The 15,262-nt window shown below is 31.5% G+C and carries 20 protein-coding genes; all 20 read left to right on the top strand.

Going from position 1 to position 15,262, the window contains the following annotated elements; genetic code table 11:
- Window positions 1–352: 352 nt before the first annotated feature.
- The 20 genes from AYC60_RS08030 (at window position 353) to AYC60_RS07950 (ending at window position 14,912) form a co-directional block, all read left to right on the top strand.
- Window positions 353–559 (top strand): helix-turn-helix domain-containing protein, encoded by a 207-nt coding sequence (locus tag AYC60_RS08030; protein ID WP_067323383.1) that lies wholly within the window; start codon window positions 353–355, stop codon window positions 557–559.
- On the top strand, window positions 552–806 hold the full coding sequence (locus tag AYC60_RS08025; protein WP_067323381.1) for a class I SAM-dependent methyltransferase: 255 nt from the start codon (window positions 552–554) through the stop codon (window positions 804–806). The genes AYC60_RS08030 and AYC60_RS08025 overlap by 8 nt, the downstream gene beginning before the upstream one ends.
- Window positions 803–1,276, top strand: coding sequence for a DNA-methyltransferase (locus tag AYC60_RS08020; RefSeq protein WP_231724642.1), 474 nt, complete (start codon window positions 803–805; stop codon window positions 1,274–1,276). The genes AYC60_RS08025 and AYC60_RS08020 overlap by 4 nt, the downstream gene beginning before the upstream one ends.
- Window positions 1,257–1,691, top strand: a complete 435-nt coding sequence (locus AYC60_RS08015) for a DNA cytosine methyltransferase (RefSeq protein WP_067323375.1) — start codon at window positions 1,257–1,259, stop codon at window positions 1,689–1,691. Before AYC60_RS08020 ends, AYC60_RS08015 begins: the two co-directional genes overlap by 20 nt.
- 247 nt (window positions 1,692–1,938) lie before the next feature.
- Window positions 1,939–2,085 (top strand): DUF1413 domain-containing protein, encoded by a 147-nt coding sequence (locus AYC60_RS08735; protein ID WP_156447716.1) that lies wholly within the window; start codon window positions 1,939–1,941, stop codon window positions 2,083–2,085.
- 132 nt (window positions 2,086–2,217) lie between these two features.
- Complete coding sequence (locus AYC60_RS08010) at window positions 2,218–2,586, top strand: ArsR/SmtB family transcription factor (protein ID WP_067323372.1); 369 nt, start codon at window positions 2,218–2,220, stop codon at window positions 2,584–2,586.
- A gap of 145 nt (window positions 2,587–2,731) precedes the next feature.
- Entirely contained in the window at window positions 2,732–2,953 is a 222-nt protein-coding gene (locus AYC60_RS09220; RefSeq protein ID WP_067323368.1) for a cation transporter, read from the top strand.
- A 15-nt stretch (window positions 2,954–2,968) separates the two neighbouring features.
- Window positions 2,969–4,813, top strand: a complete 1,845-nt coding sequence (locus AYC60_RS08000) for a heavy metal translocating P-type ATPase (protein WP_067323365.1) — start codon at window positions 2,969–2,971, stop codon at window positions 4,811–4,813.
- A gap of 143 nt (window positions 4,814–4,956) precedes the next feature.
- Entirely contained in the window at window positions 4,957–5,436 is a 480-nt protein-coding gene (locus AYC60_RS07995) for a Csac_0668 family 2Fe-2S cluster-binding (seleno)protein (protein WP_067323363.1), read from the top strand.
- Window positions 5,437–5,508: 72 nt separating this feature from the next.
- The gene (locus AYC60_RS08730) at window positions 5,509–5,748 is read left to right on the top strand and encodes a recombinase family protein (RefSeq protein ID WP_197417017.1); all 240 of its coding nucleotides are present in this window, start codon (window positions 5,509–5,511) and stop codon (window positions 5,746–5,748) included.
- A gap of 21 nt (window positions 5,749–5,769) precedes the next feature.
- On the top strand, window positions 5,770–7,107 hold the full coding sequence (locus tag AYC60_RS07990) for a recombinase family protein (RefSeq protein WP_067323360.1): 1,338 nt from the start codon (window positions 5,770–5,772) through the stop codon (window positions 7,105–7,107).
- Window positions 7,100–8,596, top strand: coding sequence for a recombinase family protein (locus AYC60_RS07985; protein WP_067323357.1), 1,497 nt, complete (start codon window positions 7,100–7,102; stop codon window positions 8,594–8,596). The genes AYC60_RS07990 and AYC60_RS07985 overlap by 8 nt, the downstream gene beginning before the upstream one ends.
- Before the next feature lie 344 nt (window positions 8,597–8,940).
- Window positions 8,941–9,789 carry a KilA-N domain-containing protein gene (locus tag AYC60_RS07980; RefSeq protein WP_067323354.1) on the top strand — a complete coding sequence of 283 codons (849 nt, stop codon included), beginning with the start codon at window positions 8,941–8,943 and terminating at the stop codon, window positions 9,787–9,789.
- 65 nt (window positions 9,790–9,854) lie between these two features.
- On the top strand, window positions 9,855–10,022 hold the full coding sequence (locus AYC60_RS08725; RefSeq protein WP_156447714.1) for a hypothetical protein: 168 nt from the start codon (window positions 9,855–9,857) through the stop codon (window positions 10,020–10,022).
- A gap of 109 nt (window positions 10,023–10,131) precedes the next feature.
- Window positions 10,132–11,205 carry a DUF6017 domain-containing protein gene (locus tag AYC60_RS07975; protein WP_067323352.1) on the top strand — a complete coding sequence of 358 codons (1,074 nt, stop codon included), beginning with the start codon at window positions 10,132–10,134 and terminating at the stop codon, window positions 11,203–11,205.
- A gap of 12 nt (window positions 11,206–11,217) precedes the next feature.
- A complete protein-coding gene (locus AYC60_RS07970) occupies window positions 11,218–11,715 on the top strand; it encodes a PcfB family protein (RefSeq protein WP_067323349.1) in 498 nt (165 codons plus the stop codon).
- Between the two features lie 13 nt (window positions 11,716–11,728).
- Window positions 11,729–12,073: a hypothetical protein gene (locus tag AYC60_RS07965; RefSeq protein ID WP_067323346.1), complete on the top strand. Its 345-nt coding sequence runs from the start codon at window positions 11,729–11,731 to the stop codon at window positions 12,071–12,073.
- A 50-nt stretch (window positions 12,074–12,123) separates the two neighbouring features.
- Complete coding sequence (locus AYC60_RS07960; protein ID WP_067323344.1) at window positions 12,124–13,962, top strand: recombinase family protein; 1,839 nt, start codon at window positions 12,124–12,126, stop codon at window positions 13,960–13,962.
- 76 nt (window positions 13,963–14,038) lie between these two features.
- Complete coding sequence (locus AYC60_RS07955; protein WP_067323341.1) at window positions 14,039–14,221, top strand: transposase; 183 nt, start codon at window positions 14,039–14,041, stop codon at window positions 14,219–14,221.
- A 160-nt stretch (window positions 14,222–14,381) separates the two neighbouring features.
- Window positions 14,382–14,912 (top strand): dihydrofolate reductase family protein, encoded by a 531-nt coding sequence (locus AYC60_RS07950; RefSeq protein ID WP_067323338.1) that lies wholly within the window; start codon window positions 14,382–14,384, stop codon window positions 14,910–14,912.
- Window positions 14,913–15,262 lie beyond the last annotated feature (350 nt).

Raw genomic sequence — 15,262 nt, 5'->3', positions numbered from 1 at the left:
ATGTGGTGTGGTAACTTAATTATACAGAAAAGAAAGAGGTGATTCAAGGATTTTTTTTAAAATCCCGAATCACCTTTTTTTATATTTATCAACTGACAAACTCAGGAAAATCTTTAAGATAGATGACAAAACTAAGTCTAATAAGAAAGAACATAGCAAAGGTACAGAGAGATAAATATCGGTAGTCTCCGGACTGCCTTTATTTTTTGCTTTTTTAAAGTGATGTATCAATTGATTGAAAATAACCTATAGTTAATGTTATAATAAATTTGTATGTAATAACAAACATAAGTATTTTTTTAATGTATATATGTGCGAGATTAGCTATCGAAAAAATAATCTTGGAGGTTATATGGAATTAAGTTATAAAAGGTTATTTAAAAAACTTATTGATTTAGATATGCAACATAATGAGCTTATGGAAAAAGCAAATGTAAGTAAGAGTACATTTTATAAATTAAAGAATGGTGAGAATGTAACTACCGATATTTTGCTCAGAATTTGTGATGCATTGGATTGCGACATATCAGAAATTATGGAGTGTATTAAAAATGATTGAAATAATAAATGGAGAATGCATAGAAGAATTGAGGAAGTTAGACTCATCTACGGTTGATTTAATTATTACAGATCCTCCATATAATATTGCGAATTTCATGAACGGGAGAGATACAAATATACAAAAAATGCGTTCTAATTTTTTTGGTGCTGCTGGTTGGGATGATTTAGATTTTAATGATTGGAAAGATCATATGAGATTGTTTTTAAAGAATCAAGTAGTATACTTAAGAATGGTGCTTCCATGATAGTTTTTATGTCAATATTAAGGGTTGAAACTCTTGTTGAAATAGCAAATGAATTTGGTTTTTATTATAAAACCACTGGAATTTGGCACAAAACAAATCCAATGCCTAGAAATATGAATTTACATTTTGTTAATTCAAATGAGTGCTGGATATATTTTACTTATAAAACAAAAACAGGAGCATTCAATAATAAAGGTAAATTGGTTCTAGACTATATTGAAACATCTGTCACGACTGCTAGGGAAAAGAAATTAGGTAAACATCCAACACAAAAGCCCATTATATTATTCGAACATTTTATAAGATTGCTTTCAAATGAGGGCGATTTAGCAGTAGATACATTTCTAGGAAGCGGTTCTTCTGCAATTGCAAGCTATAGATTAAATAGAAATTTTATCGGTGTTGAATTAGAAGAAAAATATGCTAAATTAGCTAATATGAGGGTAGAAGATGAAAAGACAAGTTATTGATTTGTTTTCTGGAGTTGGTGGACTATCTAAAGGATTTTTCGACTCAGGATTTGAAATTGTTTTAGCAAATGAAGTTGACTATTTTATAGCTAATTCTTATAAAAAAAATCATCCTAAAGTGAAAATGATTAATGAAGATATTTCAAAATTAGATATTGATGATGTTTTTAATGAGTATAAAAATATAGACGTAATTGTTGGGGGACCACCTTGTCAAGGATTTTCTCAAAAAGGGAAAAGAAAAATAATGGATGATCCACGTAATTATTTATTTAAATATTTTTTTGAGGCAGTTAGTGTTGTTAGACTGAAGTATTTTGTGCTAGAAAATGTACCCAACATATTAACTGCAAATAACGGACATTTTAAATACGAAATTTATAGCTTATGTTCCAGTAATGGTTACACGTTATGATGATACCCTAGTAAGGAAGATTATCCAGAATGTTAGTGTTTATGATGACCACTTTGTAATATGCTTTAAATCTGGAATTGAAATGGAAGTATGATTTAATACTAATATAAACCGTCAATTAAGAGTTAGGTTCTCTTGATTGGCGGTTTTTGCATTGGCTTTTACATGATTTATACATGTGATATTATCAAAAATGTTGTTTATAAGGTTATTGATAAGGAGTTGACCACATGAGTGATATAATAAGCTGTTAGATGAAGCTATTAAAGAAACCGAAAACTTGTACGAAGGAGAAGTCTTTATTTTTAAGGAATTGTTTAAAGGATATGTATGTAACAGGATACCTAGAAAGGACTGTACTAATGTCTTAGTAGATGTTTTTGAGATATTTTAAATAATATAAAAAAAACTTGAATAAATGCTCATATAACTATTGACACAAGAGAAAAAAATAATATAATAAATATACAACGTATGAATGCTTGTCCAAGTAATCAGATGAAATGATTTAAAAAGAGGTGATAATATGACTAAAAAATTTAATTCAATTGAAAGATGTGACTGCAATGTAATTCATGAGGATATTGTAAATCAAGTTATAGATAAAATGCCTCAAGAAGAAAGCCTTTATGATCTAGCAGAATTATTTAAAGTATTTGGAGATTCAACACGAATCAGGATATTATGGGCTTTACATGAAGCTGAAATGTGTGTTTGTGATATCGCTGTATTACTTAACATGACACAATCAGCAATTTCCCATCAGCTGAGAGTCTTAAAACAAGCTAATTTAGTGAAAAACAGAAAAGAAGGCAAAGTAGTATATTATTCATTAGTTGATGATCATGTAAGAGAAATATTTGACCAAGGTCTAATTCATATCAACGAGAAGTAGTAATGCGGTAGAATAGAATGTTTTTTGAAGATATTTGGGCATACATTTAAGTCTTCATTTCAAATGAGCAATGCTTCAAGAAAATTTGAAAAAGACTTGTAGTATTCAAAATAAAATTACAAATAATATTTAGGAGGATTTAATAATGAAAAAGAAATTTATACTTGAAGGTTTAGATTGTGCAAATTGCGCGGCAAAAATGGAAAAGGCTATTAATGAGCTTGATGGAGTGAAAGAAGCTACTGTTAACTTTATGACTACAAAACTTGTTATTGATGGTGAGGATGAAAAAATGCCAACAATAATAGGAGAGGCCGAAAAAATAGTTAAAAAAATCGAACCCGATACAACTATGAAAAAGGCTTAAAGGAGGATATTTAGTATGACAAAACGACTATGGCGAATAATTATTGGTGCAGCCGTGTTAGCTACAGCAGTATTGCTTAGTTTAAATAACGAATGGTTACAGATTGCTTTCTTTATAATAAGTTACATTATTGTAGGTGGAGATGTTGTAAAAAGAGCTGTAAAAAATATTTTTAAAGGTCAAGTTTTCGATGAAAATTTTTTAATGAGTATTGCAACAATTGGTGCATTTTTTATTGGTGAGTATCCTGAAGGTGTTGCAGTTATGCTGTTTTATCAAGTTGGAGAACTGTTTCAAAGCTATGCAGTTGGCAAGTCGAGAAAGTCAATTGCAAGCCTTATGGATATTCGACCAGATTATGCAAATGTTAAAAAAGGTGATGAACTTGTCAAAGTTGACCCAGATGAAGTACAAATTGGAGATATTATTGTAATTAAAGCAGGAGAAAAAATTCCTCTTGATGGTAAGGTAATTGAGGGAAGTTCAATGATTGATACATCGGCACTAACAGGCGAATCTGTTCCTCGTGAAGTAGAAGTTGGAAGTGATATCCTAAGTGGGTGCATCAACATTAATGGGGTTATTACAGCAGAGGTTACCAAGGAATTTGGGGAATCTACTGTAAGTAAAATTCTTGATTTAGTTGAAAATGCAAGTAGTAAAAAATCCAATTCAGAACAATTTATTACGAAGTTTGCGAGATATTATACACCGGTTGTGGTTATAATTGCAGTTTTTCTAGCTATTATACCACCTCTTGTTATAGACGGGGCGACTTTTAGTGATTGGATATATAGAGCACTAGCATTCCTTGTGGTATCCTGTCCGTGTGCTTTAGTTATTTCAATTCCTTTGAGTTTCTTCGGTGGAATAGGTGGAGCCTCAAAAAAAGGTGTTTTAGTCAAGGGTAGTAATTATTTAGAGGCATTAGCAGAAACTGAAATTGTTGTTTTTGATAAAACTGGAACACTAACGAAAGGTGTATTTAATGTACAGGAAATTCATCCAGAAGGAGTTTCCAAAGAAGAGCTACTAGAATTAACTGCACATGCGGAAAGCTATTCCAATCATCCGATTTCACTTTCACTGAAACGTGCATATAGCAAAGAAATAGACAATGGACGTATTTCAGATGTAGAAGAGATATCAGGTCATGGTGTTATTGCAACAGTAGATGGCAAAAAGGTTATGGCAGGAAATATCAAACTTATGAAAATGATGGATATCACTTATTTCAAGGGAGAGCTGATCGGTACTATTGTACATGTTGCTGTTAATAACAAATATATAGGTTACATTGTAATTGCCGATGAGGTAAAGGAAGATTCAGCACAAGCAATCAAGGAACTTAAGGCAGCTAATATTAAACAAACAGTTATGTTGACAGGTGATAATAAAAGTATTGGTTCAAAAGTTGCTAAAGAGCTTGGTCTTGATAAGGTTTATGCAGAACTGTTGCCAGCAGACAAAGTTGAAAAACTAGAAGAATTATTTTCGCAAAAATCTAAAAAAGGTAAACTTGCCTTTGTTGGTGACGGAATCAATGATGCACCTGTATTAGCTCGTGCAGACATTGGAATAGCAATGGGAGGTTTAGGTTCTGATGCGGCCATTGAAGCTGCTGATGTTGTAATTATGACTGATGAGCCATCGAAAATTGCTACTACAATGAAGATTTCTAAAAAGACACTAAAAATTGCACATCAAAACATAGTATTTGCAATTGGAATAAAAATAATTGTTCTTATTTTGAGTGCTTTTGGAATAACTACTATGTGGGCAGCTATATTTGCAGATGTAGGTGTAACTATCATCGCAGTATTAAATGCTTTTAGAGCTTTGAATGTAAAGAATCTATAAACTATTTTTCCTATTCACCCCTTGAATGATACCGATAATTGACGATACAATCAAGGGGTATTTTTTTATTTAAAAACTATAAATGAAAATTGGTTGGGATTTACCTTGAATTAAATGGTTTTAAAGATATGGAGGTTATGTAATTGAAAGTTATTGATGAATGTTGCTGTGAATGTATCACACAAAATTTAAATAGAACAAAGGAGAGTTGCCCTGTCTGTAATAATGAAGGAGTAACAGTTAGTAGGATAACCGTTGAACACTTGGTGACAAATGATTATCGTAATGCCGTTGATGGAGATCAATATAAGATATGCATGAATGATGACTGCGACGTTATTTACTATAACTTAGATAAAGAAATAAAATTCTTAAAAGACCAAGTTAGGGTTCCTATCTGGTTTAAGAAAGATGAAGATCCTAAGTATGCTTGTTATTGCAGCAAAGTCACAGAAGATCAGGTAATTGAAGTAGTTGTAAAGCATGGTGCGAAAACCGTTAAAGAAGTAAATGCCATAACTGGGGCAATGAAAAATTCACTTTGTAAGGAAAACAATCCTTTGGGGGTATGTTGTCATAAGATTATTCAGGAAGCCATTGATAAGGGATTAACCATGAAATGATTTGAGTTGATATGTTCTCACGAACAGACAAAACCGTTGATATATTCCCACAAACGAGAGCCAATGTTGGATATGTTCCCCTTAACCATAGGGGTTGAAAGAAGTGAGGAATACAGAAGTAAATCGTATTCTATTGAAACACAGACGATTGCTTGTAAAGAGTATTCCTTAAAAGAGAACATAGATATTGTTGATGTTTATACCGACTATGAATATAGTGGAACAAATTTTGAAAGACCATCATTTATTAGAATGATGGACGATATCAAAAGTAGAAGAATTAACTGTATTATCATAAGAGACTTATCATGACTTGGACGTGAATATTTAGAAATGGGTAGACTCATTGATAAAGTATTTCCATTTTTAGGAGTTCGATTTATCTCTGTCAATGATAAGTTAGATACCTTAAATAACACAGATTCTAAAAAGTCCTTTGAAGTAACTTTAAAAAATATCATCAATGATTTGTATGCAAAAGACATTTCAGTCAAGATTAAATCAGCAAAAGAAAATCGTGCGAAGAATGGATACTTTATCGGTTCTGTTCCACCTTATGGATATAAGGTTGTTAAACCAAAAGAAGGACAGAAGCTAGAGTTAGATGAAGATACTTGCACCATAGCTAGAGAGATGTTTGATTTAACTCTAAGTGGTTTATCTCAATTTGAAGTTGCTAAAATCTTTAACACCAAAGGCTATACAACGCCTATGGTTTACTATAAGACTGGAAGATTAAAAAAACTTCCTGTTGATCCCGAATGGAGTAAGGGTAGTATTTCAAAGATATTAACGAAACTTGCCTATACTGGGAAATTAGTACAAGGAGTTAAACAACAAAATCTTGCCAAAGGTATAAAATGGCATTTCGCAAGGGAAGATGAATATATCATTTTTGAAAATGCTCATGAGCCTATCATAACGGAAGAAGAGCATCAAAAAATATTAGAGGGTAGAAAAGAAAGAAAAGACTTAAGCTACTTTTCTAGGAAGCAACATGATTTTGATAGAGACCCAGAAAATAGATTTAAAGGAAAAGTATTTAGCTTTTACTCAGGAAAAGAACTTTACAGAAGACTTGTTATCTACGGAAAAAATAAAGATAGATTTCATTATATCTTTAGAAATGAAAGGTCTACTGGAAAGCTAAAAGAAGAGCCTAATATTCATATAACTGAAAAAGTTATTGATAAAAATCTAACAGAGATAGTAAGGTCTTTGATTGCCTCTAATACATCAAAAGAAAGACTAATGGAGCGAGTGAAAATTAGATATGATAAGAGCTTAAAATCTATTGATGACAAATTAAAGAAGCTAGAAAAGAAGATAGATAGAGAAGAAACTGAACTTAAAAACTCCTATGAAAAATATAAGGAAAATAAGCTTAGTTTAAAAAAGTATCGTTTAAGAAGAGAAATTACATCAAATCATATCAATAATTTTAAATTAGAACGAGTAGAATTTGAAGATAAGTATAAACTATTAGAAGTTGAATTAGAAAAGTCCATAAAATGGATTGAGAATTTATACTTGGCAACTAGGGAGGAACGATTATCCAGAGATTTAATTGAGGCGTTAGTTGAAAAGATTATTATCAAGAATAAAAAAGAATTTAAAATTGTATTTACCTTTTCGCTAGAGAAAATGCTAGGAGGTAACATAAATGAATAAAGTTACCTTGTATATGAGAATATCTGTTGAAGAATTTGGAGATAGGATTGAAAGCGAAAGTATCTCTAGCCAAAGACTACTTATTACAGATTATATCGTGAAAGATAGTGAATTAAGAAGTTATGAAAAAGTAGAATACATTGATGATGGGTATTCAGGAACAAATATCAATAGACCAAGTTTTACAAAGCTAATGGACGATGTAAAACAAGGAAAGATTAATTGTATCATCGTAAAAGACTTATCAAGGTTTCTAAGAGAATATATTTTAATAGGCGAATATATTGAAAATATTTTTCCATTTTTAAACGTAAGATTTGTTTCAATCAATGACAGATACGATAGCTTCAAAGAAAAAGGAAATGGAACGGATTTAGATATCCAGTTTAGAAGTTTACTCTATGATTTTTATTCTAAGGATGTTTCAGATAAAGTTAAGACTTCTATGACAATACAAAAGAAACAAGGTAAGTATCTTGCTTGGAGTCCACCTTATGGATATATGAAAGATCCAAATGATAAATATAGTATTGTTGTTGATGAGGTAGTAGCTCCAGTAGTAAAGAAAATATTTAGTCTATATTTAGACGGATTATCTACTAGAAAAATTGCTCTACTAATGAATGAGGAAGGACATATTGTACCTAGCATTAGAAAGAAGAAATTAACCAACATGGATTACTCGTACAATATACTCGATTATAAAGGGAAAAAGTATTCTTGGACAAATGGAACGATCACAGATATCTTGATGAATGAAAACTACACAGGTACTTATGTATTTAATATGCATCCTAAAACAGAAATAGGTGGAAATAAAGCTAGATTTTTACCAAAAGATGAATGGGAGAGAGTGCCTAATAATCATGAAGCTATTATTTCTATGGAAGATTTTGAAAAAGTTAGAAATCTAAAAGAGAAAAATCAGTTTATGGAGAAAAAGAATACAGATTTTGAATGGTATAAAAAATCTCCACTGCAATCTATTGTGAGATGTAGCACCTGTGGTCATATCTTAACTTGTCAGACAACACGAAGAAAGAAAAAAGATGGAAGTCCTTATGAGCTATTTTACTTTAGATGTAGAATATGTCCCCAAAGAGGTAGTGAGAGTAATAGCATAAGAGCTGATAAATTAGAAGATAAAGCTTTTGAACTACTTAAAGATAAGTTGGAAATTAAAGAAAGTAAGTTTAAATCTACAGAAGCAAAAAAGGATGCTTTGGTAAAACAAATAAGCGATCTTGAAAAGCAAAAAGACTTATCTTATGAGAAGTTTAAGTTAGGGAAAATATCAAGAGAGAAGTTTATTTCATTAAAATCAAAATATGATAGTGAAATAGAATTTTTAAAAGATAGTTTATCTGCTACTGCTCAACAACAAGAAAGTCAATCTTTCACAAAATTAACTAGAGAGATAGTTCAAGAAAATTTTAGAAGTATTTATGTGAAAGATGGAGAAATTATTGAAATAGAATATGTTGACTAAGATTAGGGAGTGAGAAATCACTCTCTTTTACTTTTTAGAGATTCAAATATCATGAAAATTGCGATATAATTGAAAATTAAGATATAATTAAAATTAAATGGAAAGTTGGATAGTTAGGTACAAAGATATGTTTCATAGCACTATAAAAAATAGTGTCATACCCTTGACATTAGAGGGGTCTTATGTCATAATTATGACAGTGGTAAAAAGTCTAATAAAATCAAGGGTTTTAGTGCTTCTACAAAATATTAAAACTCTAAAAAATAGTAATCTATGTGTTGTTTAGAGTTATCTAATAGTTAGATGATTGTAAACAACACATAGGCAGAAAGGAGAAATAAGTTTTGTCAAAAATTAAAAAAGAAACAATCGAGGCAAAAGGATTTGAAATACAAATCTATACGGAAGACTTCAAAAATGATTATATATCTTTAACGGATATTGCAAAATATAAGAATAAAGAAGAACCTAATGTTGTCGTAGCAAACTGGATGAGAAATTTCAATACGATTGAATATCTAGGAATTTGGGAGAAGTTAAATAATCCAGAATTTAACCCCCTCGAATTCGAGGGGTTTTTAAAAGAAGCAGGAAGCAATGCGTTTACATTATCACCACAGAAATGGGCAACAACTACCAATGCTAAAGGCTTATTTGTCAAAGTTGGTAGAGGTGGTGGAACTTTTGCACACAAAGATATTGCTTTTAAATTTGCTTCTTGGATATCAGCTGAATTTGAACTTTATATTATTAAAGATTATCAAAGATTGAAAGAAGATGAGACATCAAGATTATCACTTACTTGGAACTTACATCGTGAAATCTCAAAAATTAACTATAAGATTCATACAGATGCCATCCAAACATATCTTCTAAATGATTTAACAGATAGTCAATTAGGATTTAAATATGCAAGTGAAGCAGATATGTTAAATGTTACCTTGTTTAATAAAACAGCTAAACAGTGGAGAGATGAAAATCAAAATCTAAAAGGCAATATGAGAGACTATGCAAGTTTAAATGAATTACTCGTATTAGCCAATATGGAAAGCTACAATGCTATCCTAATTGAGAAAGGCTTAGAACAAAAAGAGAGAATGATAGAACTTAGAAAACTTGCTAGAAATCAAATGGTATCTTTAGAAAGATTAAATCAAGGAAATTTGAAAAAATTAGAGGATAAGAAAAAATAGTTTATACAGAATTCTAAAAAATAAAATGATTAATAAAATTAAAGCTATTCAATAGGAGGTTATAAATGGAATTAGTAAACATGGTTTTTAAATATGGGGAAGATGATTATATGTTATGGATTCCAGAAATTCCATCAGATGATGAATTACTAGTTAAGTTATTAGAAAAATATGAAAATAGTGGTTCATCTGTTAGAGGAACATTTGAGGAAATAAAAAGTGAATTAGTATAGTAAAAATATAAAGTAATCTTAAATAAGATTATTAAAACCAAGTATAAATTAACGAAAGACAAGTAGAGAAAGACTACTTGTCTTTTTCTTTGTAAAGAGGAGGTAAATAATGAGTATGTATTTATTTGATGAACATCCAATAATAGCGAATAAAACACTTGCTAGAGAGATTGGATTAAACGAAGCACTAATACTACAACAAATCAATTATTGGATAGAAATAAATAAAAAGACTGGAAATAACTTTTATGAAGGTAGGTACTGGACTTACAATTCCATTCGTAGTTGGCAAGAAAATGACTTTGACTACATGAGTGTAGAAACAGTAAAAAGAACTTTTGCAAAACTTGAAAAGCAAGGTTATTTAATTACTGGCAATTTTAATAAATATCCAAGAGATAAAACAAAATGGTACACAATAAATAATGAGAAATTATTAAAGTTGTATCAAGAAATAGAAGAAAAGAAAAAAGAAAAAGAGATACAAGCATTACATGAAAATGTGGATAACTCAGTAGGTTATGAACAAGTAACCAATGCATTAGGTCAAAATGACCCAATGGAACAGTTCAAAATGACCCAATGCAAAAGTGCAGATTGCACCAATGCATTTATGCAAAATGACCTAATGCAAGAGGGCAATTTGCCCCAACCATTACCAGAGATTACTACAAAGAATTCTACAGATATTACTACAGATATTTCTACAAATCCTTCCATCATTCCCTCTGAGCAACTAACACAGAAAAATAATAGCTATGAACAAAGTATATTATCTAGTAAATGGAAAGATGGACGGATGGATGGACAACATAAAAAAAGCTACAAAGATTATTTAGAAATATTAAGACAAAATACTGGATATTACGATCATCTAGAAGTTGGGAATACATTTAGAGCAGAAGATATTGATCAAATTTTAAAGGTGCTTGCTGATGTATTGGTATTAGATGACGATGAAATTGTTAAGGTTAATCAAATGAATATGAGGGCAAGTGTGATTAAAGAGAGATTTTTAGAACTTGAACATTCTCATTTGGAACATCTAATATTTGTGTTAAAAGACCATGACCAAGAAGTTAGAAATATAAGGGCATTTATTCTAACCTCAGCTTTTAACACACCTAGCACCATTGATTCGTATTACACAAATAAAGTGAATTACGACCCAAAACATTGGTAAAGGAGGGATAACGTGATAAATGAAGAAATAGCAAATAAACTCATAACCATTGAGACAAGAATTGCAAAAGCAACAGCTAGAGAAGTAATCAAAGCAATCAAGTTAATTATTAGTAAGGCAAATGAAAAACAGCAAAAACTAGATAAATTCATTGATGATAAGTTTAAATCAAATGCTAAACCATTAAACCAGATGGTAAAGAAGGGTCAGCTAGAACATTTAAGTCTTCCTAAAGGAGAACTAAAAGAACTGAAAAAGTTATTAAATCGTTATGGTGTCAATTTTTCTATCATGAAAGATAAGGAAACTGGTGAATACTCAGTATTTTATCAAGCGAAAGATACAAAAGTTATGGAAAAAGCACTGACAAAAGCAGTTGAAAATGCTGAGAAAAAATATGATAGAAAAGAATCGACAATCAAGAAAATTAAAGAGTTTCAAGAAAAATCAAAAGCTATGTTTGATGATAAAGATAAGATTAAAAACAAGCAAAAGGAACAGAGTTTGTAGTTGGAGGTAATATGTGAAGATAGTAAGTGAAATCATAAAAGATATAAAAAACTTAGTTAAAATACGAGATAAAAAGACATTTCTAAAGCAAAATGCTCCTTATCTTGTATTTTTTTATTTAGGAAATATCTTTACAAGCCTTGTGAATAGATATTATGGTGGGGATGTTTTTGATAGAGTATTTCAAGCTATACTTGATATAAATGAGATGAGTTTTGTTCCTAGCTTTGATATAATAGATATATCTTTAGGAATATTATTTGTAGTAGTGATTAAATTTATTATCTATACCAAAGGCAAAAACGCAAAGAAGTTCAGACAAGGCACAGAATATGGTTCAGCAAGATGGGTTGCATAATATTAACTGTAAAGGAGTGATATATAGACACAAAAAAGGAGGATAACGCCATGATAGAATACACAAATAAAATCACAGCACTATACTCCCGCCTTTCAGTTGGTGATGAGGACAGGGACGGTGGCGAAAGCAATAGTATCGTAAATCAAAAGGCATTTTTAGAGCGATATGCAAGACAGCATAAGCTGATGAATATTCGCCACTATATCGACGATGATGAAAGCGGTAGGTTCTTTGACCGCTCCGCCTATACACAGATGATAAGCGATGTAGAAAGCGGAAAAATCGGCATTGTCATTATGAAAGATATGACAAGGTGGGGACGAGATTATCTTCAAGTAGGAAACGCTATGGAGATATTCAGACGAAATAATGTACGCTTTATTGCCATCAACAACGGTATCGACAGCCAAGACCAAAACACATTGGAATTTGCCCCCTTTATCAATATTATGTCCGAGTGGTATGCAAGGGACATCAGCAAGAAAGTAACAACAGGCATTAAGACCAAAGGAGCAAACGGAAAGCCCGTTGCAACAGAAGCTCCATACGGCTATATAAAAGACTTAAACAACAAAGATTATTGGATCGTCGATAAAGAAGCTGCCAAAGTCGTAAAACTCATTTTTACGCTCTTTATGGAGGGGAAAAACCGCAATCAGATAGCCGTTTACTTGAAAGAAAAAGAAATACTAACCCCAACCTTTTATATAAAACAGCAAGACAGAGGAACAGCGAAAAATAAAAAGCTGAATGAAGAAAACCGCTATAACTGGAACAAAGCAACCCTAACACGCATACTGAAAAGGCAGGAGTATTGTGGCGATGTAGTCAACTTCAAAACTGAAAAGCATTATAAAGATAAGAGAAACCATTATGTAGATAAAGACAAGTGGCAAATAATCCCTGATGTACACGAACCAATCATAGATAGAATTACCTTTGAAAATGTACAAAGGATATTAAAAAACGCACCTGTAAAAAGACCAAACGGAGACGGAGAAATCCACGCACTATCGGGACTGATGTATTGCAAAGATTGCGGTACAAAAATGCACATACGCACCATACACAAAAGCGGAAAAGTACAGCATGTAACCTATTGTAGTGAATACGCTAAAGGCAAAGCCAAACACCCGAAATGTAATTCTCCCCACCGTATTGATGTCGATGATGTGATGGAAAATCTCACAGAGGTCTTGCGAAAGATAGCACAGTATTCATTAGAAAATAAAGAAGAATTTGAGGTATTGGTAAAAAGCAGTCTTGCCAAAGAACAGACCGAAGAAGTAGTGAAACAGAAAAAGCATATCCCGCAAATTACAGACCGAATGGAACAGATAGAAAGAGTGATGAATAAGCTGTATGAGGACAATGCACTGGGAAATATCGAAAGGGAACGCTATGAATTACTATCAAGGAAGTATGCAGAAGAATATTATACTTTGAAAGCAGAACAAGAGAAAATAGAGGAACACTTATCTGAATTTGAAAATGCCAACCAAAGAGCAAAGAACTTTATAAGACTGGCAGAAAGCTATTCAGACTTTGAAGAGCTTACCCCCACCGCCATCAATGAATTTATCAGTAAAATAGTAGTGCATGAGCGAGATGTCAAAAGAGCAAAATATGCCGTTCAGCGTATCGAAGTCTATTTCAACTATATCGGAAAATTTGAAAACGAACTGACAAAACAGATAGAGCCGACAGAACAGGAAATGATACAGATGAGAGAAGAAATCGAAGAAGCCAAGAAAGAAAAATCACGAGCATATCGTAGGGAATATTACAAAGAATACCGAGCCAAAAATATTGAAAAGTACCGAGAGTATGAAAAAGTAAAGGCAAGAGAGTATAGAGCAAAAAAGAAGCTACAAGCAACAACCTAAAACTAAATATCAACCAAGCAAAAGAGGTTTCCGAAGTACAGGAAATCTTTTTTTGTGCAAGTAAAAGGAGGATTAAATGACCGAAAAACAAAAACCACAGACCAACGAAGAACGAGCGACACCCCGAAAACCCGACGGCATTCTAACAAAAAAGATGAATGGAAAGACCTTTGTAACCGAGATATATTTTGATAAAAGGAGCAAGGATACCTTTCAAGATAAGCTGTTAAAGGTAGTGCAAGCCCAGCGGAAAGAATAGAAGAAAACAGACGCTTTGTATTCCGCCTTCCGTTCTTTTCAATCCGTTTCTATAAAAGACTTGATAGCAAGCAGGAAATTTGACAGTGGAAAAAACGCCCTGAAAATGGTATAATATCCTAAAATATTTAGAGAGAAAAATTAGAAGTTGAGGTTAAGATATGAGAAAAATAAAACTGTTTATAGCTATGAGTGTAGATGGCTATATTGCTGATAAAAATGGGAGTGTCGCTTTTCTGCAAGGTCATGAAGATTGTTTAGAAAACGAAAGTACCTATTCTGAGTTTATAAAAAATATAGACACAGTTCTGATGGGTTGGAATACTTACAATCAGATAATAACTGAGTTATCCCCTGATAATTGGGTTTATGACAATTTATTGACTTATGTTTTCACTCACCGAGAACAACAAGATTCCGATAAGATCATTTTTACAAGTGATAATTTGGAGGAATTGATCAAGAAATTAAAAGGGGTTGAAGGAAAAGATATTTGGATATGTGGAGGAGCAGACTTAGTTCAACAAGCCATTTCTTCAGATGTGATTGATGAGTATCTTATATCCATTATTCCGACAATTTTAGGGAATGGTATAAAATTATTTAGCCAAAATGATGCGGAACATAAATTGAAATTAATCAACACGATAACAAATAATGGAATTGTCGAGTTGAATTATATTCGTAGATAAAAATTAAATTGTAGATGACGATAATATCTACAGGTAAATTCCAGATTGTCTAACTCAAACAACCAAATAAAAACTATAACATATCAACTTACGAAACAGTAAATCAAAAAAATGGTTTACTGTTTTTTTATTCTATAGGAAATTAGAACTCTAATAAAGTGTGTATATTTTTATTAATTCAAATAATTGAATAATTATAATGATATAAAAAGAATGCACTTTATATATTCAAGTAGCACAAAATTACCTATTTGAATAATAGGCCATTAGGGTTATAGAATTTATGAATAGGTCGGCCAAAAGCACTACTTACAAAAAGTTGATACGATTTAAGATAAATATTACAAGTA

It is taken from the genome of Streptobacillus felis, assembly GCF_001559775.1.
Taxonomy (GTDB): Bacteria; Fusobacteriota; Fusobacteriia; order Fusobacteriales; family Leptotrichiaceae; genus Streptobacillus; species Streptobacillus felis.
The sequence above is the reverse complement of the archived record's forward strand: the minus strand, read 5'-3'. Positions and strand labels throughout refer to the sequence as shown.